This window comes from Streptomyces corallincola (assembly GCF_019104725.1).
GTDB classification, from domain to species: domain Bacteria; phylum Actinomycetota; class Actinomycetes; order Streptomycetales; family Streptomycetaceae; genus Streptomyces; species Streptomyces corallincola.
Genome location: NZ_JAHRXF010000001.1, coordinates 43,466 through 65,496 on the forward strand (window position 1 = coordinate 43,466; position 22,031 = coordinate 65,496).

The 22,031-nt window shown below is 71.2% G+C and carries 15 protein-coding genes; 6 read left to right on the forward strand and 9 right to left on the reverse strand.

What is annotated here, in order from left to right:
* Positions 1–125: 125 nt before the first annotated feature.
* Positions 126–3,380 carry a non-ribosomal peptide synthetase gene (locus tag KUM39_RS00225; RefSeq protein WP_217783232.1) on the reverse strand — a complete coding sequence of 1,085 codons (3,255 nt, stop codon included), beginning with the start codon at positions 3,378–3,380 and terminating at the stop codon, positions 126–128.
* 12 nt (positions 3,381–3,392) lie between these two features.
* A complete protein-coding gene (locus tag KUM39_RS00230; RefSeq protein ID WP_246619381.1) occupies positions 3,393–6,041 on the reverse strand; it encodes a Pls/PosA family non-ribosomal peptide synthetase in 2,649 nt (882 codons plus the stop codon).
* Between the two features lie 1,146 nt (positions 6,042–7,187).
* Here KUM39_RS00230 and KUM39_RS00235 point away from each other — a divergent pair.
* The 4 genes from KUM39_RS00235 to KUM39_RS00250 all read left to right on the forward strand — a co-directional run bounded on the left by KUM39_RS00235 (position 7,188) and on the right by KUM39_RS00250 (position 11,023).
* Positions 7,188–7,727 carry an EF-hand domain-containing protein gene (locus KUM39_RS00235; protein WP_217783233.1) on the forward strand — a complete coding sequence of 180 codons (540 nt, stop codon included), beginning with the start codon at positions 7,188–7,190 and terminating at the stop codon, positions 7,725–7,727.
* Between the two features lie 320 nt (positions 7,728–8,047).
* A complete protein-coding gene (gene ctaD, locus KUM39_RS00240; protein ID WP_217783234.1) occupies positions 8,048–9,781 on the forward strand; it encodes an aa3-type cytochrome oxidase subunit I in 1,734 nt (577 codons plus the stop codon).
* The gene (locus tag KUM39_RS00245; RefSeq protein ID WP_217783235.1) at positions 9,778–10,158 is read left to right on the forward strand and encodes a hypothetical protein; all 381 of its coding nucleotides are present in this window, start codon (positions 9,778–9,780) and stop codon (positions 10,156–10,158) included. Before ctaD ends, KUM39_RS00245 begins: the two co-directional genes overlap by 4 nt.
* A gap of 136 nt (positions 10,159–10,294) precedes the next feature.
* Positions 10,295–11,023, forward strand: coding sequence for a YoaK family protein (locus KUM39_RS00250; RefSeq protein WP_308288009.1), 729 nt, complete (start codon positions 10,295–10,297; stop codon positions 11,021–11,023).
* Positions 11,024–11,060: 37 nt separating this feature from the next.
* Here the strand turns inward: KUM39_RS00250 and KUM39_RS28010 are convergent, their stop codons facing one another.
* On the reverse strand, positions 11,061–12,611 hold the full coding sequence (locus KUM39_RS28010) for an NUDIX domain-containing protein (RefSeq protein ID WP_246619356.1): 1,551 nt from the start codon (positions 12,609–12,611) through the stop codon (positions 11,061–11,063).
* 186 nt (positions 12,612–12,797) lie between these two features.
* Positions 12,798–14,714: an ABC transporter ATP-binding protein gene (locus KUM39_RS00260; RefSeq protein WP_217783472.1), complete on the reverse strand. Its 1,917-nt coding sequence runs from the start codon at positions 14,712–14,714 to the stop codon at positions 12,798–12,800.
* Positions 14,715–15,275: 561 nt separating this feature from the next.
* Between KUM39_RS00260 and KUM39_RS00265 the strand changes: the two genes are divergently transcribed.
* Positions 15,276–15,656, forward strand: coding sequence for an acyl-CoA thioesterase (locus KUM39_RS00265; RefSeq protein WP_217783473.1), 381 nt, complete (start codon positions 15,276–15,278; stop codon positions 15,654–15,656).
* Positions 15,657–15,916: 260 nt separating this feature from the next.
* Here the strand turns inward: KUM39_RS00265 and KUM39_RS00270 are convergent, their stop codons facing one another.
* Positions 15,917–16,702, reverse strand: a complete 786-nt coding sequence (locus KUM39_RS00270; RefSeq protein ID WP_246619384.1) for a pentapeptide repeat-containing protein — start codon at positions 16,700–16,702, stop codon at positions 15,917–15,919.
* A gap of 428 nt (positions 16,703–17,130) precedes the next feature.
* On the opposite strand from KUM39_RS00270, the gene KUM39_RS00275 reads away from it, so the two are divergent.
* Positions 17,131–18,558, forward strand: coding sequence for an alkaline phosphatase family protein (locus KUM39_RS00275; protein WP_217783237.1), 1,428 nt, complete (start codon positions 17,131–17,133; stop codon positions 18,556–18,558).
* A 175-nt stretch (positions 18,559–18,733) separates the two neighbouring features.
* Here KUM39_RS00275 and KUM39_RS00280 read toward each other — a convergent pair whose 3' ends face one another.
* The 4 genes from KUM39_RS00280 to KUM39_RS00295 form a co-directional block, all read right to left on the reverse strand.
* Positions 18,734–18,901 (reverse strand): hypothetical protein, encoded by a 168-nt coding sequence (locus tag KUM39_RS00280; RefSeq protein ID WP_217783238.1) that lies wholly within the window; start codon positions 18,899–18,901, stop codon positions 18,734–18,736.
* Between the two features lie 60 nt (positions 18,902–18,961).
* A complete protein-coding gene (locus KUM39_RS00285) occupies positions 18,962–19,480 on the reverse strand; it encodes an MFS transporter (protein ID WP_217783239.1) in 519 nt (172 codons plus the stop codon).
* A 195-nt stretch (positions 19,481–19,675) separates the two neighbouring features.
* Positions 19,676–20,911, reverse strand: coding sequence for a glycoside hydrolase family 3 N-terminal domain-containing protein (locus KUM39_RS00290; RefSeq protein WP_217783240.1), 1,236 nt, complete (start codon positions 20,909–20,911; stop codon positions 19,676–19,678).
* A 203-nt stretch (positions 20,912–21,114) separates the two neighbouring features.
* Complete coding sequence (locus tag KUM39_RS00295; RefSeq protein ID WP_217783241.1) at positions 21,115–21,963, reverse strand: class II fructose-bisphosphate aldolase; 849 nt, start codon at positions 21,961–21,963, stop codon at positions 21,115–21,117.
* Positions 21,964–22,031: the final 68 nt, after the last annotated feature.

The window sequence follows — 22,031 nt, forward strand, 5'->3', positions numbered from 1 at the left end:
TGCCGGTCGGTCCGTGGGGTCCGTGGGACGGTCCATCGGTCCATCGGTCCATCGGTCCATCGGTCGCGCGGTGGCCTGGTGCCGTGGCCGGGACCCGGCCCTGGGGCCTTCCGGCCTTCCGGGGTTCAGGGGGAGGTCACGGGTGCCACGGCGGCGACCACCGCGCGGGCCGCCTCGGCCGGGCGGGTGCGGGTGAAGTAGTGCCCGCCGTCGGCCAGTTCGCGCAGGTCCACCCGGTCGGAGACCCGCAGCCAGCCTTGGTGCCCGTCCGGGTCCTGGGCGGTGTGCGGATCGTCGGCGGCGAGCACCACCGACACCGGCGCCGCAAGCTTCACCGCCGGACCCGACTCCAGCGCGGCGAGGAACCAGCGGTGGGCGCCCGCGCAGTCGTGCCGGTAGGCGGCCCCGACCTGTTCGGCGTGCCCGGCGTCGAGTTCGGACAGCTCGGCATACCCGCCGTCGGCGGTGAGCCGGGCCGCGATCCCCGCGTCGCTCAGGTTCTCCAGCTCCGCCAGCCCCGCCTTCCGCCCGGCGGCCGTACCCGGCACCTGCGCGCCGACGAAGACCCGCTCCACGGCCACCCCGCGCTCCTGGAGACGGCGCGCGGTCTCCACGGCGAGCACCGAACCGGAGGACTGGCCCCACAGCATCACCCGCGTCAGACCGTGCGCGCCGATCTCGGCCACGACCCGGTCGGCCACCTCGCCGACGGACGCGAACGGCTCCCGCCGCACCGCCAGATCGTGGCCCGGCAGATCCACCGCGAGCACCCGCACCCCGTGCCCGGCCAGCTCGCTCGCCATCGGCTGGAAGTTCACCGCGTTGCCGCCCGCGTACGGGAAGCAGACCAGCACCCGGTCATCCGCCCCGCCCGCGGGGGTGAGCGGCTGGAGCAGCTCCGGGCGCTGCCGCCCGGTGCCGTCCAGCAGCCCCGCCAGATCGGCCAGCACCGGATGCCGGGTGATGTCCTTCAGGGACACCGCCCGCTCCAGCGCGATCGTCAGCTTCACCGCCGTCAGCGAGGTGCCGCCGCAGTCGAAGAAGTGGTCCCGCCGCCCGATCCGCTCCTCCGGCACCCCCAGCACACCGGCCCAGGCCGCCGCCAGCCGCCGCTCGGTCGGGGTCAGCGGCGCCGCGTCGTCGGCTGCGTTTCCGGCCGGTTCCGGCTCCGCCTCCGCGAGCGCGGTGAGCGCCTTGCGGTCGATCTTCCCGTTCGCGGTCAGCGGCAGCGCGTCCTGCCAGTGCACCGCCGACGGCACCATGTACGCGGGCAGTACGGCGCCCAGCGCGGCCCGCACGTCCTCCACGGGCACCTGCCGTCCCGAGCAGAACGCGATCAGATGCTTGCTGTGCCCGGCACGCTCCGCGACGACCACCGCGCCGTCCCGTACGCCGTCCACACCCAGCAGCGCGTTCTCGATCTCCCCGATCTCGATGCGGAAGCCCCGGATCTTCACCTGGCTGTCCCGGCGCCCCAGGAACTCCAGCTTCCCGCCGGGATGCCAGCGTCCCCAGTCACCGCCCAGGTACAGCCGTTCCTCCGGTGCGAACGGGCTGGTCAGATAGGCCTCACGGGTGCGCTCCGGGTCGTTGACGTACCCCCGGCCGACACAGACACCGGCGAACGCGATCAGACCGGGCGCGCCCAGCGGCACCAGCGCCAGGTCCTCGTCCACCACGTGCACCCGCACGTTGTTCACCGCCCGGCCCAGCAGCACCCGCTCGGGGACGGCGTCCATCACCTCGTGGTTGGTGTCGTCGGACGTCTCGGTCAGCCCGTAGGCGTTCACCAGCTTCACGCCCGGCCGCACCGCGAACCAGCGCTGCACCAGCTCCCGCTTCAGCGCCTCACCGGTCACCGACACACAGCGCAGGTCCGGGAGTTCACGCGGCTGCTGCTCCAGGTAGGAGACCACGACCTCCAGATACGACGGCACCAGCTGCGCCACCGCCACCCGGCCCTCGGCCAGCGTGTCCACGAACCGCTCCACGTCCGTGATCACGTCCTGCGGCACCAGCAGCGTCCGCCCGCCCACCAGCAGCGCCGCGATCATCTGCCACAGGGAGATGTCGAAGCACTGCGGAGCGGTCTGCGCCACCACCGCGCCCTCGCCGATCCCCAGGTCGTCGATCTTGGCGAAGAGATGGTTCAGCATGCCCGCGTGCTCGCACATCGCGCCCTTCGGCGCCCCCGTCGAACCCGACGTGAAGTAGATGTACGCCAGCTGCCCCGGCTCCACCGCCGTACCGAGATCGCCGTCGGCGTGGTCCTCGGCGTACGCCTCCCCGATCAGCAGGCGGGTCGCGCCCGCCACCGACTCCAGCGCACGGTCCAGCGTCGCCGTGCTGTCCGACTCGGTCAGCACCAGGCGGCACTCGGCACGTGACAACGTTGCCGCTATCCGGTCCGCGGGGAAGTGCGGCTCGATGGGAAGATAGACCCCGCCCGCCTTGAACACGGCCAGCGTCGCCGCCATCCAGTCCAGGTTCCGCTCCGTCACCACCGCGACGACGTCCTCGCGGCCCAGACCCCGGGCCCGCAGCGCCCGCGCCAGCCGGTTGGCCCGCGCGTTCAACTCGCCGTACGTCCACCGCTGTTCGCCGCAGACCGCCGCCACCTCGTCGGGGTGGGCGCGCGCCCGCTCCTCGAACAGCTCGTGCGCCCGCGCGTCCGGCAGCGCACGCTCCGGCCCCGCCAGCCCGTCGAGCTGGTCGCGGACCTCCTCGGGGGAGAGCAGGCTCTGCCGGGCGTGCGCGGCGTCGGGGTCGGCGGTCATCAGGGCCAGCGCCGCCAGGTGGTAGCCGCCGACGCGGGCCGCGCTCCCGGCGTCCAGCACCTGCGTGTCGTACCGCAGCCGCAGCACCATGAGGCCGTCCCGCTCGGCGCACTCCACGTGCAGGGCGGTGCCGGGTGCCAGGGAGTCGCCGGACGGGAGCGGCCCGAACGCGGCCTCGGCCGAGGGCTCGTCGGCGGCCAGTTCGCGCCGCAGACCGGCCACCGGGAAGGCACGGTGCGCGAGCACGTCCGCGTCGGCGCGCCGCGCCACCGCGACCAGGTCGCGCCACGACCGCGCGCCGCAGCCCAGACGGCAGGGGAGCGGCTCGCCCCGCACGCCCACCGCACGTCCGGTGACCACCTCGCGCTCACCCGACAGCGCGGCCAGCACCCTGGCGTGCGCGGCCAGCGCGAGCACCTCCACCGGCGCCCCGAGCGACTCCGCCAGCTCGCGGACCGCCCGCGCCGTACCGTCCGGAACCCGGACCTCGCACCCGGCCGTACCCGGCACCGGCCGCGCGGTCCAGCGGGGCAGCGGGGTGCCGCCACCCGCGCCGAGCACCCGGCTCCAGAACTCCCGGTCCTCTTCCACCAGCACTCCCATCGGATCGGCCTCTCAACTCACGGTCGCCGCAGGGGCGTCGGACGCGGACAGGGACGGGGCGCGCACCGCGCCGGGGGAGGGGGCGGCGGCATCGGGCAGGTCCACCGCCGGGTTGCCGCCCCACCGGGTGTGCGCGGAGACCTCCTCGCCCTTCATCAGGAAGGAGTCCGGGGCCAGCACCGCGCCGTCGCCCATCGTCACGCCGTAGTGCACGTGGGACGCGACGCCGAGGGTGCAGCCCGCGCCGAGCACGGTCCCGTCGGACTTGAAGGTGCCGTCCTCCTGCGAGTGGCACTGAATCTTGCTGCCCAGGTTGAGCGTGCACTCGTCGCCGATCGTGGCCAGCGTCCGCTCGGTCAGGTAGCAGCCGTCGTCGAAGACCCGGCGCCCGATCGGTACCCCCAGCAGCCGCCAGACCAGACTCTTGAACGGCGTGCCGTTGAAGATGTTCAGATACTCGGACGGGATCTTCCACAGCCGCTCGTGCCACCAGAACACCGGGTCGTAGATCGAGCACAACTGCGGCGTGAGCGGCCGGAACCTGCGCAGCAGCTGCTCGGCGGCGACGTAGTACAGGGTCGAGAGCGTCAGCGTCAGCGCCAGGTACAGCGCGATCACCACGTGCCCGACCACCCCGTACAGATCCACCGAGGCCAGCGCCAGCAGCGTCAGCCCGAAGGTGTGCGCCCAGCGCACGAACAGCATCAGCACCATCGAGCGCAGGTTGTACCGGTTCTTCGCGGCCAGGCGGCGGCGCAGCGTCTCGCCGGTGCGCAGGTCGTCGAACCGGCTGTCCCGCTCCACCGACCGGGGGATCTCGAAGCAGGGCGAGCCGAGCAGCCCGACCCCTTCCCGGATCTCGCCGTCCAGCGGCACCATCACCTTCGTGGCCAGCAGGCAGTTGTCGCCGGTCCGGCCGCCCGCCGGGTACGCGATGTTGTTGCCGAGGAAGTTGCGCGGCCCGATCTCGGCCCGCGACAGCTTGAACGACGTACTGGAGAAGTCCGCGTTCAGCACGGACAGTCCGTCCGCCACCATCGTGCCGCTACCGACCTTCACCAGCAGCGGACTCTCGTGCTGCACCTCGGTCCCGAAGTTCGACCCGGTCTGCTCCACCCGCGACAGGTCGTACCCGATGCTCTTCAGGTACGGGACGATGTACGAGCTGTCGCCGCACAGCCAGGAGAAGAACTTGATGTTCGTCAGCCGGGACGACGTGCGGTGCAGCGCGTACCGGAATCCGTAGAGCGGGTAGACCCGGTCCGGCTTCAGCGCCAGGCCGAACAGCCGGGGGAGCGTCACCAGGGCGGCGGCGCCGATCACCAGGAACCCGGCGAACAGCACGGCGGACAGGATCAGCGCGTCGTACAGCAGCTCCGAGCGGGACAGCGCGGCCGTCTGCGGATCGAGCCGCTTGCCGATCGCCGGGACCTCGGTGAACACCATGTACAGACCGCCGACGCCCACCGGCACGTACAGCAGGAACAGCTGGGCGAGCGTCATCAGGCCGTAGCGGAAGCGGCGTCCGGTCCCGCAGGGGGCCGGGGCCACCCGCAGGTAGTCCACCTGCGCGGGCTCGGCAGGGCAGCCGTGCCAGCGCGCGCCGTCCGGTACCGCCTGGCCCCGGTGCAGCGCGGAGGAGTGTCCGAGCTGGGCACCGTCGCCCATCGCGGTGTCGATGTCCAGCGCGGTCTTCTCCCCGATGAACACGTCCCGGCCGAGCGTGATCCGCCCGGTCTGGATACGTCCCGCGTGCGCCCGGTAGCCGAGGAGATACGCCTCCTTGCGGACGACGGTACCCTCCCCGATCGTCAGCAGGTCCGTGCAGACCGGGACGGTGCGGGACAGGATCGTCACGTTCTTCCCGATCCGCGCGCCGAGCGCCCGCAGGTACAGCACGTACAGCGGGTTGCCGACCATGAGGGCCATCGGGTTCGCGTGCAGCAGCACCTTCACGACCCAGAAGCGCAGGTACGTCGCGCCCCACACCGGGAACTCGCGCGGCTTCCAGCGCCCGATCAGCAGCCACTTGACGAGCACCGGCACGGCGCAGAGCGTCAGGAAGGCACCGCCGCCGAAGAGGAGGGAGCGCGTGTAGACGGTCAGCAGGCCCTTGCTGCTGGCGATCCACTCGTATCCCCGCGCGGCGACGAAACCGGCGACGAAGGAGTAGGCCAGGAAGAAGAGGGCCTGGAAGGTGCCGCAGAGGAAGTGCGTCAGGGGGCGCACGGGGAGCGGCGCCACGAGATCCGGGGTGCTGAGGGGGGCCTCGACGGCACTGGTGGCGGCCGGAGTTGTGCGGGGCGTGCCGTGCGGCGGAGGCATCACCGCTGCGGATGCGGGGGGTTGGGGCTGGAGCGGGTGGGCTTCGGCGGTGAGGTGGGAGTGGGACTGGGCCTCGGCTGCCTGTGCCTGTGCCTCTGTCTGTGCTTGGGCATCTGCCTGGGCCTGGGCTTGTGCCTCGGCCGTCCGCGCCCGCTCCTGTTCCGCGAAGGCCACCGTGAGGGAGCGGATCGTCGGATTCTTGTAGATGTCCTTCATGGACGGCGACGGCAGGTCCGGCCGCTTGCGCACCCGTGCGCAGAACTGCGCCATGACCAGGGAGTTGGCGCCGAGGTCGGTGAAGAAGTGGGCCTCGGGCAGAACGCTCTCGGTGCCCATCACGTCCGCGAGGGCGGCGGCGAGCTCGCGCTCGGTGCCGTCGGCCGGGGGGCCGGTCTCGGCGGGAGGTTCGGGGGTGACGGCGGCGGGCTCGGGGCCTGTCGCGGGTACCGGGGCGGTGGTGCTGCCACCTGTGCCGCCTGCGTCGGCGGTCGTGTCGGCCGTGCCGTTCGGCCGTATCTCTTCGGCCGTCCGCTGCACCGGCTCGCCGGTCGTCTGTATTCGCTCGGCGGCCGGGGCGGTCGCTTCCGCCGTCCGCTCGGGTCGGGTCATCCACTCGGTCCGGGGATCGCACCCCCTGCCGGGTTCCGCCGCCACCGTGGTACGGCGTCCGGTGAGTGCGCCTGCGTCCGGTCCGGATATGGCGCCATCGTCCGGCCCGGATATATGGATCTTGGAGGACTGCTCCACCATTCGATCTCCTGGAGGACGTCTCGGTCGCCGGTGACCGCCGGTGGCGGGCCCCGGTGCTCGTGGTCCGTCGGGCGGACCGGCGAGCCATCGGAAGCTCACAGCGCGTGCTCTGTTTCTGATCACGAACCGACGAGATCAGTCTCAGTCGGGCACCGATGGGGTGCCACTTCGCGTGGATCACCGATTTCCCCCGGAAACCCCCGTACAGCCCGGCGTTGTGCGGCCGGTCGGACGGCCGGGACCCCTAAGGGATCACTCGAATGGCGGCCGGGGGACACCGTCGGCACGCCGTCGGCGGGGGTCGGCGGAGCGGGTGGACGACTGGTCGGGGAGGGGGCGTGGTGATCACTTACGGTGATCGTCCAGGGGTGCGTCAGGGTGCGTCACGGGGTGCCTCGGGGCGGCCCCAGGTGGGTTTCGGAGCCGGTTCCGGGGTCGGCTTCGGGGCCGGTTCCGGGGTCGGCTCTGGGGTTCGCCCCAGGGTCGGCCCCAGGATTGGCCCCGAGCCTGTCTCAGGGGCGCGCGACGGACCGGCGTGCGGCACACCGCACTCCAACTCGTCTGCTTTCGCGCCTGGTTCACCCTTTCCGGCTAATGAGCCGACCGGCCCGCATATGCGCCGGTCACGGGGACAGCCTCCCTGCGGCCGGGCACCGCCCGGCAGGACGGAGCGGTGGCGGCGGTGTCCGCACGGCCGCTCCGGGCACCAGCAGCGAGAAAGGTGACGGAGTTATGCGCGCAGAGGCCACCCAGCGGGTCGCGCTCGTGTTTTCCCTGTTCGACGCGAACGGCAACGGCGTGCTCGACGCCGAGGACTTCACGCTGATGGGAGACCGTGTCGTCGCCGTGGCGTCCGAGTCCGACCAGGCGGCCAAGGACGCCATGCGGGCGGCCTTCCACCGCTACTGGACGACCCTGCTCACCGAGCTCGACGCGGACGGCGACGGCACGATCAGCTTCGACGAGTTCGCGGCCTGCGTGCTCTCGCCAGAGCGCTTCGACGACACCGTCGCGGAGTTCGCCGTGTCCCTCGCCGCGCTCGGCGATCCGGACGGCGACGGCCGTATCGAACGCCCGCTGTTCGTGGCCCTGATGACCGCCATCGGCTTCGCGCGCGACAACATCGACGACCTCTTCGACGCGTTCGGGCCCGACGTCACCGATCAGGTCCTGGTGACGACCTGGGTGGAGGCCATCAAGGACTACTACGCCCCGCACAAGGCGGGCATCGCCGCCGACCTCCTCGTCCCCGGCCTGGCGACTTCCGCCTGACCCTGCCCGACTTCCGCCTGACGGTCCCGGCCCACCGCGTTGGGGGCGTGCCGCGATGCAGAGGGGGCATCACGGCACACCCCCGGCCCGGCCCGCCTCGGCCCGCCTCGGCCCGCCCCGGTCGGGTCCGAACCGCCCCGGTCCGCTCCGTACCGTCCGGGCCTGCCCCGGCCGGACGTTGCCGCAACTGCGCCGTTCGTGTGAGTCCGTCACGCGTATGGCGGCGTGTCGGCGGTTGCGGCTCCCGCCCCCGCGCGGCACCCCGCGAGGATGGGCGGGATTGCACTGAGCAGGGCGCGTTAGCGGAAGACGGGCGACTTGTGAGTATTGTCAATGAACCTCAGGATGCCGACGCGGCCTCCGAGGAAGCGTACGAGAACGAGCTGATCGTCCGGGGGCGCAAACCCGGCAGTGTGGTGGTCAAGTGGCTGACGACCACCGACCACAAGACGATCGGCACGCTGTATCTGTCCACGTCGTTCGGCTTCTTCCTGCTCGGCGGCATCATGGCGCTGCTGATGCGGGCGGAGCTCGCGCGACCCGGTCTGCAGATCGTCTCGGCCGAGCAGTACAACCAGGCGTTCACGATGCACGGCACCGTGATGCTGCTGATGTTCGCCACCCCGCTGTTCGCGGGCTTCACCAACTGGATCATGCCGCTCCAGATCGGCGCGCCCGACGTGGCGTTCCCCCGGCTGAACATGTTCGCCTACTGGCTCTACCTGTTCGGCTCGCTGATCGCGGTGAGCGCGTTCATCACCCCGCAGGGCGCCGCCGACTTCGGCTGGTTCGCGTACGCGCCGCTGTCCGACGCGATCCGCAGTCCCGGTGTCGGCTCCGACCTCTGGATCATGGGCCTGGCCTTCTCCGGATTCGGCACCATCCTCGGCGCGGTCAACTTCATCACCACGATCATCTGCCTGCGCGCCCCCGGTATGACGATGTTCCGCATGCCGATCTTCGTGTGGAACGTGCTGCTGACCTCGGTCCTGGTCCTGTTCGCGTTCCCGGTGCTCGCCGCCGCGCTGTTCGCGCTGGAGGCCGACCGCAAGTTCGGCGCCCATGTCTACGACGCCGCCAACGGCGGGCCGCTGCTGTGGCAGCACCTCTTCTGGTTCTTCGGGCATCCAGAGGTCTACATCATCGCGCTGCCGTTCTTCGGCATCGTGACCGAGATCATCCCGGTCTTCTCCCGTAAGCCGATCTTCGGTTACATGGGCCTGGTCGCCGCCACCATCGCCATCGCCGGTCTCTCGGTGACGGTGTGGGCGCACCACATGTACGTCACCGGCGCGGTGCTGCTGCCGTACTTCGCCTTCATGACATTCCTCATCGCGGTGCCGACCGGCGTGAAATTCTTCAACTGGATCGGGACGATGTGGAAAGGCTCGGTGTCGTTCGAGACACCGATGCTCTGGGTCACCGGCTTCCTCGTCACGTTCCTCTTCGGCGGTCTCACCGGTGTCATCCTGGCCTCGCCGCCGATGGACTTCCACGTCTCCGACTCGTACTTCGTCGTCGCCCACTTCCACTACGTGGTGTTCGGCACCGTCGTGTTCGCCATGTTCGCGGGCTTCTACTTCTGGTGGCCCAAGTGGACCGGCAAGATGCTCGACGAGCGGCTCGGCAAGCTCAACTTCTGGACGCTGTTCATCGGCTTCCACCTCACCTTCCTCGTCCAGCACTGGCTGGGCACCGAGGGCATGCCGCGCCGGTACGCGGACTACCTGGCGGCCGACGGGTTCACCGGGCTGAACACGCTGTCGTCCATCGGGTCGTTCCTGCTCGGCCTGTCGGTGCTGCCGTTCCTCTACAACGTGTGGAAGACGGCCAAGTACGGCAAGCCGGTCGGCGTGGACGACCCGTGGGGCTACGGCCGTTCGCTGGAGTGGGCGACCTCCTGCCCGCCCCCGCGCCACAACTTCCTGACCCTGCCCCGTATCCGCAGCGAATCCCCGGCGTTCGACCTGCACCACCCCGAGGTGGCCCGGATGGAACACGAGGGCAACCTCGGCAAGCGTGACCTGGCCGAACCCGATGGTGGCCGGCGGTGACCTCGCCGCACCGGCCCGACGGCCCGCTCGTCGGACAGGACGCCGCCCGCCTCGCCAACGAGGCGGAGGGCTTCCTCCTGCTGCACGCCGAGCGCGAGCAGGCCCGGCGGGAGGCGGTGCACCTCTGCGACCGCCTGCCCTGGCTGACCGGAGGACAGGCCGAGGACCTCACCGCCCGCTACTGCGAGCAGCGGCTCGGCCTCACCCGGCAGGCACTCCAGGCCACCGCCGACCGGGCCAAGCGGCTCCGCGGCGAGTACGAGACCCGCTACCGTGATCTGCGCCGGTCCCTGCTGTGCCGTCATGTGGCTCTCGCCTGCGTGTGGCTGGTCGGCTCCACGGTGACGAGCGCGATGGTCTGCCTCACCGCACGCTGAACCGCACGACAGGCGCCCGCCTTCTCCGGCAGTACACCGGAGGCGGGCGCCTGTCGCATGGGCGAGAACCAGCCGTACAAGAGGACATACCACCCGTTCCATCTGATTCTGGAATACGATGGCGTACCAATCGGACGTGTCAAATCTGGGAGGCATGGGGACGGTGGTCTTCGAACTGCGCGACTGGCACACTCCGTTGCCCCCGATGATGCTGGCCATGACCGTATCGACCGGGCTGGTGGACTCCTTCAGTTTCCTCGTCCTCGGCCATGTCTTCGTCGCCAACATGACGGGCAACGTGGTCTTCTCCAGCTTCGCGCTCGCCGGTGCCCCCGGATTCACCCCCGGCGCATCGCTCGCCGCCCTCGCCGCGTTCGTGACGGGCGCGTTCGTCGGGGGAGTCATCGCGCACCGCTCCGGGGCCCAGCGGGGTGTGATTCTGCGCCGTGCGCTCTTCCTGGAGACGATCCTGGTGTTCGCCGCCTATCTGGTCGCCGCGAACACCGACCCGGCACACCAGGACGCCGCCAAGTACGCCCTGATCGCGGTGCTCGGCATCGCGCTCGGCGGGCAGAACGCCACCGCCCGGACCGTGGCCGTACCCGACCTGACGACCACCGTCCTCACCCTCACCATCACCGGCATCGTCTCGGACAGCAGGGCGGCAGGTGGTCACGACCCCCGGCTGCCGCGCCGCCTGCTGGCGACCGCCGCACTGTTCATCGGCGGCCTGGCCGGTGCGTTCTCCATCCTCAACGGCATCCCGTCGCTGCCCCTGCTCCTCGCCACGCTCCTCCTCGCCGGTGTCACCGTCGCCTCCTTCCGCCTCACGAAGTCCGGAGAGGAGTGGGCCCGCCCGGTGTGACGAGCGGCGGGTGTGACGAGCGCCGGGCGCCCGGCCGCTAGTCCTCCCAGTCCCACACGTCGAAGTACGCGGCCACCCCGGTCCGGCGGGCCTCCGCCACAGCACCGAGCCGGGCGAAGTCGCGGGGCGGCATCAGCGCCTCCCACTCCTTGAGCGGCAGTACACGCACCCCGTCGTGCTCGTGCGGATCGAGAACGATGCCCCTGATCCGCTCGGCCGACAGCCGCCCGCCGTCGAACACCAGGCCCACCGTGCTGTACGGCCACGCGGCGCCCGGCAGCCCGAACACCGTGGCCAGCAGACGCGGCGGCCCGGACACCGTGATCCCGGTCTCCTCCACACACTCCCGCACCGCCGTCTCCCACGGCCGCTCACCGGGGTCCATCGTGCCGCCCACCAACTGCCAAGGATGCGAGGGCGAGTACGTCGAGCGAAGCTGGAGCGGCCGATCCTCCTCGTCCGTGAAGTAGACGCAGGCGAAGGCGGTCGCCTTGAGAACGGTCTCGGCATACTGCTCGGGCGGAAGCCAGACCCGTCCGCCGCCAGCGGCGGACGCCCCTTCCTCGCTCGTGCCGGTCACCCGTCCACCGCTCGGGCTGGCCGACCGCCCCGGCGCCCGGCGGTCGAGCGCGTGACGGCGGATCAGGTCGCGCAGGTCGGGGCTCATGCGCAGCCGGTCCAGTGTGTCGGGCGCGAACCACCGCAGCAGCACGCCCTTCCGCAGTTCGACGGAGTCCGGGTCACCGTGCCAGCGGCCCTCGTAGACCTGGATCGGCACCATGAGCCCGTGCGCACCCGGTTCCATCCGCACGCCGTACGGCACCAGTCCGGCGGGCTCCAGACCGGGAGCCTCCTCGGCCAGTTCACGCAGGACCGTGGCCTCCAGCGAGGCGTCACCCGGTTCCCGGCCGCAGCCGAGCAGCGCGAACGCCCCCGGCTGCCGGATGCCCTCGACGTCGTCCCGCAGATGGAGCAGGTAGCGCCCGGTTCCGTCGTGGATCAGGGCGGACGCTTCCCCGGGCTCGGTCCGGCCGTCGATGCCCGAGCCCAGGAGTTCGTCGCGCAGGGGCGCGGCGACCCATGCGGTCGGCTGCCACTCGGCGCCACCCGCCCGGTCCGGCAGCTTCAGCGCCGGGTGGTGGTCGTGGGCGAGATGGAAGGCGAAGTGGAAGTCGTAGTGCCGGTGAGCGGGTTCTCCGGCGGCCGGGTCGGCGGGAACGTCGTACACCTCGATATTGAGGGGCGTGTCGAGAAGCCGCGGGGTAAGACACAGTTCGCTCGCCGTGACACCCGTCCGCTCGCGCAGTTCCCGCAGCGCCGCGCCCAACAGGGTGCGGTCCTCCGCGCGCGCGTGACCGCCCGGTGTACGGAACGTCCCGCCCGCCTCGGGCGCGAGGTGCAGCACGCGGCGGTCGCGGTCCACGACGACCGCCGAGCAGCTGATGTGACCGGGCAGCGTCCTCGGATCGCACGGATCGGTCACACCGTCGAGCGTGGCGAGCAGACCGGCGAGCGTGTCCCGTTCCTCCGGGTGGCGGGTCAGATACGCCTCGGTGGCGCTGCGGATGTCGGAGTGGTGGGGCGGCATGACGTCACCTCGGTCGGCGGGACGGGGAGTCGGCGGGGCATGGGATCTGCGGAGACGTGAGGTCTGCGGGGCATGGGAGGTCTGCCGGGCATCGAAGGTCTGCGGGGGTTGGGGTCGCGGGGCGGGCGGACACGGTTGTCGGGCGGCGCCGGGCAGTCCCCGCATGGGTGCGAGCCGTCGTACCGTTCACGCCGTCTCCTCCGGTACGGCCGGACGCCGGGCCCGAGGTACCAGCCCCGTGCCCGGCGGCTCGGTGACTCCGAACTGGGCCGCCTGGGCGAGGAACATGCCCCGGTACAAGCCGTCCGCGTCGGCCATCAGCTCGGTGTGCGTGCCCTCTTCGACCAGGCGGCCACCGTCGAGGACGTAGATCCGGTCCGCGTTCGCGGTGGCCGCCAGCCGGTGGGTGACGAGGACCACCGCATGGCCCTTTCCGGCCAGCGACCAGAGCCCCTCGAACGCGGCGATCTCCGCGTGCGGGTCGAGGGCCGACGTCGGCTCGTCCACCAGGAGGAACGGCGCGTCGCGGTACAGGCTCCGGGCCGTGCCCAGCTTCTGCCACTGGCCGCCGGAGAGCTGCACACCCCGCTCGTAGCCCTTGAACACGATCGAGTCCCAGCCGTGCGGGAGCCCCTCGACCAGGGACAGCACATCGGCCGCGCGAGCCGCGTCCTCGACCCGTGGCATGTCCCGCGTCCGGTCGCCGACGCCGATGGACACGTTCGCGGCGGCCGTCATCTCCCAGTGCGGGAAGTCCTGTGCCAACACGCCCACCTGCGCGAACACGTCCTGCCGGGCAGCGTCACGCAGTTCGGTCCGCCGACCCGTGCCGTCCTCCCACCACACGCACCCCTCGCTGGGCAGCAGCAGTCCGGCCAGCACCTTGGTGAGCGTCGTCTTGCCCGAGCCGTTGGCGCCCACGAGTGCCGTCACCTCGCCACGTCTCACCGTCACGCTCACCCCGCTCAGCGCGGGGGAGCGGGCACCGGGATACGTGAACGACAGCTCCTCCACGCGGACCCGGTCCACGGCGGCGGGCAGCGCCGTACCGGTGGACGGGATGGCGTTCTCACCGGCCACCCTGATCGCCGTCTCGGTGTCGGTGAGTAGGAGCAACTGCTCGTAGAGCTGGTTCACCTGCTGCACCAGCGAGGTCAGGCGGGCGGTCGAGGTACGGATGGCGATGACCGCCGTACCGCCCACGGCCAGCGGCAGGGAGCCGCTGGCCAGCAGCCACCACAGCATCGCGTAGCAGCCGAGCGAGGCGAGCCCGGCGAACGTCCCCGCGACGAGGTCGGTGGTGGCCTGGGCGCGGGCCAGCCGCCGCTGCTCGGCCTCCGACTGGCGGGACATCTCCTCGTAGCCGGACAGCAGCCTCGCACCGGCCGCGTGGACGCGGATCTCACCCGCCGCGTGCGGCCGGGTCAGACTCGACAGCAGGGAGGCGATGGCGCGGCGGTGATCTAGCCAGGTCTGGCGCGAGGCGTATTCGCGGCGTGCGGAGCGGACCGCGCCCCAGCCCTTGGGCAGCGCGATGGCCAGCAGCATGGGCAGCAACACCCAGTGCAGCGACACCAGTACGACGGCCGCCGCGACCATTCCGATGAGCACGTTTCCCACGCCCACCGACAACTGGAGCATGCGCCGGGCCGAGTCCGTGCCGAACTTCCCTGCCTCCAGGACGCGTTGTACCTCGGGCTGCTCGGTCGCGGCCACCTCGACCCGCGTGACCGCCGTGTAGTACCGCGCCGACACCGCCCGTTCCACCTGCGGCTGCAGCCGACCCGACATCGCCGTGGACCACGCCCACAGCAGGGCGGTGATCACCGACGCGGCACCGAGCACGGCCAGTGAGGGCAGGCTCTCCCGCAGCTTGTGCGCCGTGGGCCCCTCCGCGAACAACTCGGTCAGCACGTTGTTCACCGCGAAGAGTCCCCAGGCCGCCGCCGCGCCCTGCCCCAGCTGGGCGACCACCACACCGGTCAGCGCCCGTGGGTCGGCCGCGCGTCCGGTGCGGAACACCATCGCCACCATGCGGGGCAGCGCGGCGGCCATGCGCCCGAAGGACATCCTGCTCAGCGGGCGTTCATGCCGCAGGTACATCTGGTCGTACCGCAGCCGTCCGCCGTACAGCTCGCGTTCCGCGTCCGAGATGGGGCCGCCGGAGTCGCCGGACTCGCCGGAGTCGTCGGGGCCGCCGGAGTCGTCGGGGTCGGCCGCGTCCGTTCCCGGCTCTGGACGTCCGTCCCGCAGTTGGAGCCCGTCCTGCCGCTCGATCCCGTCGTCGTTCGGTTCCGGTGGACCGCCGACCGGTTTTTTCGTGACCAACGCTGTTTCCCCCCGTCGCGTTGTGCTGCCGTCACGAGGTACAACGAGGGAGTTTCCCTATCGAACACATGTTTTTCGGCCGCGTTGGGCTGGCGGCGCCTCACGGTGCCGGGCCCCCTCGGCAGGGAACCGTCCTTGTCCCACAAGGCGGCCGGGCGCCCGGCGAATGGCTGAAATGTGTGGGTGGGTCGCATGTGCCGGGTGAGTGGCCGGTGAGCCGGGCCGGACCCCGTTCGTGATCAAGAGCGGCCATACTGACCGCCCAGAGCGCCGCACCCCCCCCCGAACCGCAGAGAGGCCCGAGCCCCGATGAACACGTACACCTAGCGTCTTCCGCTGCGCTGGGCCGACGCCGACGCGTACGGGCACGTCAACAACGCCGTCTTCCTGAGGTACATGGAGGAGGCACGGACCCGGATGTTCCACGCGATGCTGCCCACCGATGAGGCCGAGCGCCGACGGCGCGCGTTCGTCGTCGGCCGCTCCGTGGTGGACTACCGCGCGCCCCTCCTCTACCGCGAGGAATCCGTGGACGTGGACGTCCGGGTGGTCCGCTGCCGGGGCGCCCGGCTCGAACTCGGCTACGAGATCCGCGACACCGACCGGGTCTACGCCGAAGCCCTCATCACGATGGCCGCGTACGACCTGGAGACGGGCCGCCCGCGCCGTATCTCGCAGCCGGAACTGGACTTTCTGGCGCGGTACATGACGGACTGAACGGCGGTGTGCGGTGCGGGGCCGTGTGGCGCGGTGCGGTGCGCGGTGCGCAGTGCGGACCGCGCAGCCTGGACGGGATGGCGCGAACGGGGTGGCGCGGACCGGACGGGGGTGAGTTCGCGTGCGGTTGCTCGTGGCTCCGTCACCCCATCACCCCATCCACAGGCTCGATGGTTCGCGTCGAGGCTTGTGTGCGACTGTCAGGTTCCCGCCAGGGCCTGTCCACGGCACACGGCACACGGCACACGGAACCGCGAGGGCTACCAGTGGGCGGGGCGCTCCACCGAGGCCGGGAGTCTGGTCGCCGCGTCGCCTCTGGCCGCGTTCACCTGCGACTGGGTGACGAACAGGGCGTCGGTGAGGTCGGCGCCGCGCAGGTCGGTGTCCCGCAGATCCGCCCCGATCATGTCCGCGCCGCGCAGGTCCGCCCCGCCGAGGTCAGCCGCGATGAGCAGGGCGCCGCGCAGGCTCGCCCCGCGCAGATCGGCGCCGGAGAGCCGCGCGCCGACGAGGTCCGCTCCACGGTGGTTCTTCCTGCGGCCGGGGAAGAGGGCCCGCGCGAGGTCGGAGGCCCGGAGCAGCAGTTCGTTGACCTCACCGCGCAGCGCGTTCACGTCCAGTGCCGTCAGTGCCTCGGCGTCGGTGCGTGTCAGCTTGTCGATACGGTCCAGCGCGCGCCGAAGTTCCTTATGCACGGGGCGCGCGGGGGCGAGTTCGAGCGCCTCGGTGACGTACCAGAGCAGTTCGTGCAGCTGGCGCATCACCGGGAAGACCTCGAACATGACGCGCGCCGTACCGGGCTCCGTACGCCAGTCGGTGCCGCCGAAGGTCAGCCGCGAGACCTTCTGTCCGGCGCCGAAGCAGTCGAACGTGGTGCAGCCCCGGTAGCCCTTCTCACGCAGGTCGGCGTGGATACCGCAGCGGAAGTCGGTCCGCAGGTTCGCACAGGGTGTTCCGGCGGCCTTGTCCGCGGCGAAGTCGGCGGACCGGGCGAAGGGGAGGGCCGCGCAGCACAGGCCGAAGCAGTCCGCGCAGTCGGCGCGCAGGTCGGAGCGGGTGGGGCTGGGGTGGGCGCCGGGGGAGCCCCCTGGACCTGCGGACTCGTGGTGCGGGGAGGGTGGGACGGCCGGGTCGGGCACCGTACGGGCTCCTGTCGGGTGGTGAACGCCACGCTGCGCGACGCTGCGGGAACGCTCCATTTTCCCAGATGGCGGGGGTTTGGTTCGCGCGAGCTGTGGGGGAGGGGCAATTGGCGCGGCGTTCGTCGTCCGCCTGGTGCCAAGGCGCCTGGACAAGGGCTCGGGTGAAGGGGAGGGGGCGACAGGGTTACGTGCGGGGTGCATGTGTCATGGCTTGGCCAAGTGCATGCCGTGCGTTGTGCGCGAGTTCATCGTCCACCCCCTGATGGCGTCCGCCGCCCCGCTGGAGAGTGGCTCGCGGTCCACTACGCGAGCACGCTCAAGAAGGGGAATCAATGGCCGAGTTGACTCGTCGCAGGCTTCTGGGTTCGGCGGCCGGGGCGCTGGGAGGCGCGGCGGCGCTCTCCCTCCTCCCGCCCAGTGTGCAGAAGGCCGTGGCCGCCGAACCGCCGAGACACCGCTCGCTGCGGGACATCGAGCACGTGGTCCTGCTGATGCAGGAAAACCGCTCCTTCGACCACTACTTCGGCACCCTCTCCGGAGTACGCGGCTTCGCCGATCCGCGCGCGCTGAAACTCGACAACGGGCGCAACGTCTTCTACCAGCCGGACTCCGCCAACCCCAAGGGCTATCTGCTCCCCTTCCACCTGGACACCCACACGTCCAGCGCGCAGGCGATCCCGTCCACCAGCCACGCCTGGTCCGTCCAGCACGAGGCGTGGAACGGCGGCAAGATGGACCAGTGGCTGCCGGCCCACCGCAAGGCGGACGGCGTGAACGGCCCATACGTCATGGGCTATTACACGCGCGATGACATCCCGTTCCAGTTCGCCCTCGCGGAGACCTTCACCATCTGCGACAACTACTTCTGCTCGGTCTTTGGGCCCACCTGGCCCAACCGCCTGATGTGGATGACCGGTTCCATCGATCCGGGCGGCACCCTCGGCGGCCCGGTCATCAGCAACAAGGCGCCGAGTCCGTACCGCTGGACCACGTACGCCGAGCGCCTCCAGGACGCGGGCGTCAGCTGGAAGGTCTACCAGCAGGACGACGACTACGGCTGCAACATGCTGGAGCAGTTCGCCGCGTTCAAGGACGCCGCCCCCGGCTCCGACCTCTACGAGCGCGGAGTGCGCCCCCAGCCCGAGGGCACCTTTGAGGACGACGCGCGCAACGACCGCCTCCCCGCGGTCAGCTGGATCATGCCGACCAGCTTCCAGTCGGAGCACCCCGACTACCTCCCCGCCGCCGGTGCGGACTTCGTGGCGTCGAAGATCGAGGCCATCGCGTCCAACCCGAAGGTCTGGCAGAAGACGGCCTTCATCCTCAACTACGACGAGAATGACGGCCTCTTCGACCACGTCGCCCCGCCGACCCCGCCCGCGGGCACCCCCGGTGAGTTCATCGGCGGCCTCCCCATCGGTGGCGGGTTCCGGGTACCCGCGATCATCGTCTCCCCGTGGACCGTCGGGGGCTGGGTCGCCACCGAGGCCTTCGACCACACCTCCGCCCTCCAGTTCCTGGAGCGCTTCACCGGCGTCGAGGCGCCCAACGTCACCGACTGGCGCCGCGACACCTTCGGCGACCTCACCAGCGCCTTCCGCTTCCCCCACGCCCGCCCCCACCCGCCGCGCCTGCCCCACGACACCGCGCAACAGCTCGAAAAGGCCAAGCAAGAGGTGGCCACCCTCCCCAAGCCCATCCTCCCCGGCGCCGACCAGTCCTTCCCCCACCAGGAACCCGGCCACCGCCCCCACCGCTGACCACGGCATGCGGCGCCGGACACCGGGGGCGAACGGTGCCGTGAGCGATGCGTGCGTGCGCGGGCGGGCGGTTCCAGTGTCCTGACCGCTGGGCCGCGTGCGCACATGGTTGATCCAGCTACCGTGCGTCCGCCCGGCAGGCCAGGTGCACTGATGACCTGCCGGGCGAAGGCCGTCACCCGCCGCTTCTCACCTGCACCCGCACCGTGTCGATGATCCAGACATCGCGGCGCCGGTCGATCAGGAAGGCCGAGAGCGCGAGGAGGAGCGCCCCTGCGGCAACGGCGAGGGCGACCAGGAGAGCGCCCTCCAGGCCGTGCCTCTCGGCCAGGCTGCCCGACACGGCCTGCCCCGCAGCAGCGCCGAGGGGCCCGCCCGCGCAGAGGCCACCGATCTCGTTGGCTTAGATGGTGGCGGGTGCGAGCGGGCTGAGCGAGGCGAGCAGCCCGACAAGTGCGGGGCCGACGACGAAACTCAGTTCGTCCACGGACGCCTCGTAGGACAGGGCCGCGGGCAACTGGTTGTCCTGGCCGTGGGACAGCAAACGCGACCAGTGCACTCGTACGAGTGGGCCGACCTGCGGCTGGGTTAGCCCGACGAGCACCGCTGCGGCGAGCATGCTCCCCCGGCTGCCGTGACTGGTGATCAGCAGCAGCGCCCAGGCCGCGATGTTGGCACCCCCAGCCACGATTCCGGTCGTCCGGTGACCGTGGCGGTCGGCGAGGGCACCGACCAATGGGCCGCCGACGGCGATGGCAATGCTCTGGGCCGCGCAGGCGAGACCGGCGAAGCCGTAACTGTGTGTCGATGCCTGGAGGAGAAGGAGACTGGACAGGGCCGAGGCCGCGTACGGCAGGCGGGCGAGGAATCCCAGGGGGAAGAAACCGATGCCTGCGGTACGCAGCAGGGAGCGGTGGGGCACGAGTGTCTCCAGCGGGTGCGTCGAGGAGACGCGCCACCCAGCCACCAACGCGTTGACGAGCCCGATTCTCGGCCCAACGCAGCGGAGGTGGCTGACGGCTGTACAGATTCCTCGGCCTGCCGCACCCGTACACCGGAAATCCAGTGATCACCCACGACCGGGAGTCGCTCGCGCTTCGGTCCCGGTCCCTCTCGCTCAGCTGCAGGTGAGCAACCCCTCGCGCTGCTTCGCCGCCAGGACGCGGTGGACGCTCTGGTCCACCTGGCTGCGGAAGGTGGCGCTCTGAGTCATGCGGGTCTGGACGGCCTTGGTCATGGCGGGGATGAGGTTCGGCTCGACGGTGAGGGCGAGGTCTCCGCCCGCGGCGATGAAGTTGACGGCACGGGTGCCGGGGGCTATGGACTTGACGGCTACGGCGTTGCCCAGGTCGTCGGAGATCACCACGCCCTTGAAGCCCAGGTCCTTGCGGAGCAGTTGCTGGATGACCGTGGAGGAGAAGACGGCCTGGTGCTTGGAGTCGATCTTGCTGTAGGTGGCCAGGGAGATCATCACGAAGGGCGCCCCCGCCTTGATCCCGGAACTGAACGGGGTCAGGCTCGAACTCTTCGTCGTCGTCACCGAATCCACCACGTTGGCGGTCGTGTCGGTGTTGCCGCGCACGTTGCCCAATCCGGGGAAGTGCTTCAGCGTGGCGAGGACGCCCGCCTGCGCGAACCCGGCGGCGAAGGCGTCACTGTGCGGGGTCACGGCGGCGGCCGTGTGTCCGTACTCCCGGTCGTAGCGCCCGATCGGCGCGTTGTTGCGGCCCAGGCTCGCCGGGACGACATCGGCGACCGGTGCGAGGTTGAGATTCACACCGGCGGACTTGAGCTGCTTGGCCCACGCGGTGGCCTCGTCACGCAGCTTCGAGGCCGACCAGGTGCCCTGCGTCACCGCGCTCGGCATGGTCGAGAAACCGGGCCCGGAGAGCACCTGGACCTGGCCGCCCTCCTGGTCGGTGGAGACCAGCAGGCCCACGCGGTGCTTCGACACGGTGTCGGCCTTCGCCTGGAGGCCGTCCACCAGGCTCTTGGTCGCCTTCGTACCTGCCGAGCTGCGCCCGGCCAGGAACACCGAGCCGACGTGGTACTGACGCAGAACATCTATGCGCTTCTGGTCCGGCTTGGACGCGTTCACGCCACCCATGAATAGCTGCCCGACCCGCTGCGCGCTCGACATCGAGCCGTAGACCTTGTCCACGCAGGCCGTCGCCGCGCTCCTGGCCGCCGCTCCCGACGCCGGGGCGCCGGACGCGAACATGGCGGGTTCGGCGTGCGAGGTGTATGCGCCGTGCAGGCCCGCACCGGCGAGCGAGAGCGCCAGCACCGGGACGGGCCAGAGAAGTGCCCGCTTCCCCCTGAACACACGGGACGACGCGTGCTTCGATGCCATGAAAGACCCCTTCGGTTACCCCTGCCGCGAGCCCGATGCCCCATACGGCTCCCTGCGGCGGCCACGCGGCCAACACGGATCAACGTACATCCGTTCGGCGTAATTCTCTCGCCCTGTCCCGAGCCCCCGCAATCGCGTGGAGTGCCCCGCCGGTCACGAGGCGCAGAGGTCCGGCCACGCGGACCGGATGCCGGGCCCGGGGTTCAGGGAGCCAGCACCGCGAGCATCTCCCGCACGGTGACCGCCACGGCCTCGCGGGCCGGGCCGAGATACTTGCGCGGATCCGTCAGCGCGGGCTTCCCGTCCAGCACCTCACGGACGGTACGCGTCAGCGCCACATTCAGCGCCGTCCCTATGTTGATCTTGGCCATGCCCGCGAGCACGGCCGCACGGAGGTCCGTGTCGGGCACGCCGGACGAGCCGTGCAGCACCAACGGCACCGGGACGGCCTCCCGGAGTCGCGCGATCAGCGCGTGGTCCAGGGACGCCGACCGTTCCGTCATGGCGTGACTGCTGCCCACCGCGACCGCGAGCGCGTCCACCCCGGTGTCCGCCACATAGGCCGAGGCTTCCGCCGGATCGGTGCGCACTCCGTCGGCGTGCGCACTCGCGGGGGAGTCCGGCTTGCCTCCGACGTAGCCGAGTTCCGCCTCGATCCAGAGTCCCGCCCCGTGCGCCCAGCGCGCCGCCGAGGCGGTGGCCGCGAGGTTGTCGGCGTGCGACAGCGCACCGGCGTCGAACATCACCGAGGAGAACCCGGCGTCGGCCGCCTGGTGCAGCAGCCCGGTGTCGGTGACGTGGTCGAGGTGCAGGGCCACCTCGACCGCCGCCGACCCGGCCATCGAGGACGCCGCGAGGGCGAGCGGTGCGAGCCGCCCGCCGTGGTAGCGCACGGCGTTCTCGCTGATCTGCAGAATCACCGGCCGCCCGGCCGCCTCGGCGCCCGTCACGATGCCCTCGGCGTGCTCCAGGGTGATGACGTTGAACGCCGCGACACAGCCGCGCTCGGCGGCGGCCCGGCCGACAAGGTCACCGGTGGGGACCAAGGACATGCGTACTCCTCGTACGGGGGAGGCCCGACTTCTGTGCGGGTGGGGGGAGTCTGGTCCCGGCGTGCCCC

Bases quoted from the DNA above. Each gene is read 5' to 3' on its own strand.
- KUM39_RS00275 (WP_217783237.1), top strand. From the start codon at position 17,131: ATGGCCGAGTTGACTCGTCGCAGGCTTCTGGGTTCGGCGGCCGGGGCG.
- KUM39_RS00295 (WP_217783241.1), bottom strand. From the start codon at position 21,963: ATGTCCTTGGTCCCCACCGGTGACCTTGTCGGCCGGGCCGCCGCCGAG.
- KUM39_RS00290 (WP_217783240.1), bottom strand. From the start codon at position 20,911: ATGGCATCGAAGCACGCGTCGTCCCGTGTGTTCAGGGGGAAGCGGGCA.
- KUM39_RS00235 (WP_217783233.1), top strand. From the start codon at position 7,188: ATGCGCGCAGAGGCCACCCAGCGGGTCGCGCTCGTGTTTTCCCTGTTC.
- KUM39_RS00260 (WP_217783472.1), bottom strand. From the start codon at position 14,714: ATGTACCTGCGGCATGAACGCCCGCTGAGCAGGATGTCCTTCGGGCGC.
- KUM39_RS28010 (WP_246619356.1), bottom strand. From the start codon at position 12,611: ATGCCGCCCCACCACTCCGACATCCGCAGCGCCACCGAGGCGTATCTG.
- KUM39_RS00225 (WP_217783232.1), bottom strand. From the start codon at position 3,380: ATGGGAGTGCTGGTGGAAGAGGACCGGGAGTTCTGGAGCCGGGTGCTC.
- KUM39_RS00230 (WP_246619381.1), bottom strand. From the start codon at position 6,041: ATGGGCACCGAGAGCGTTCTGCCCGAGGCCCACTTCTTCACCGACCTC.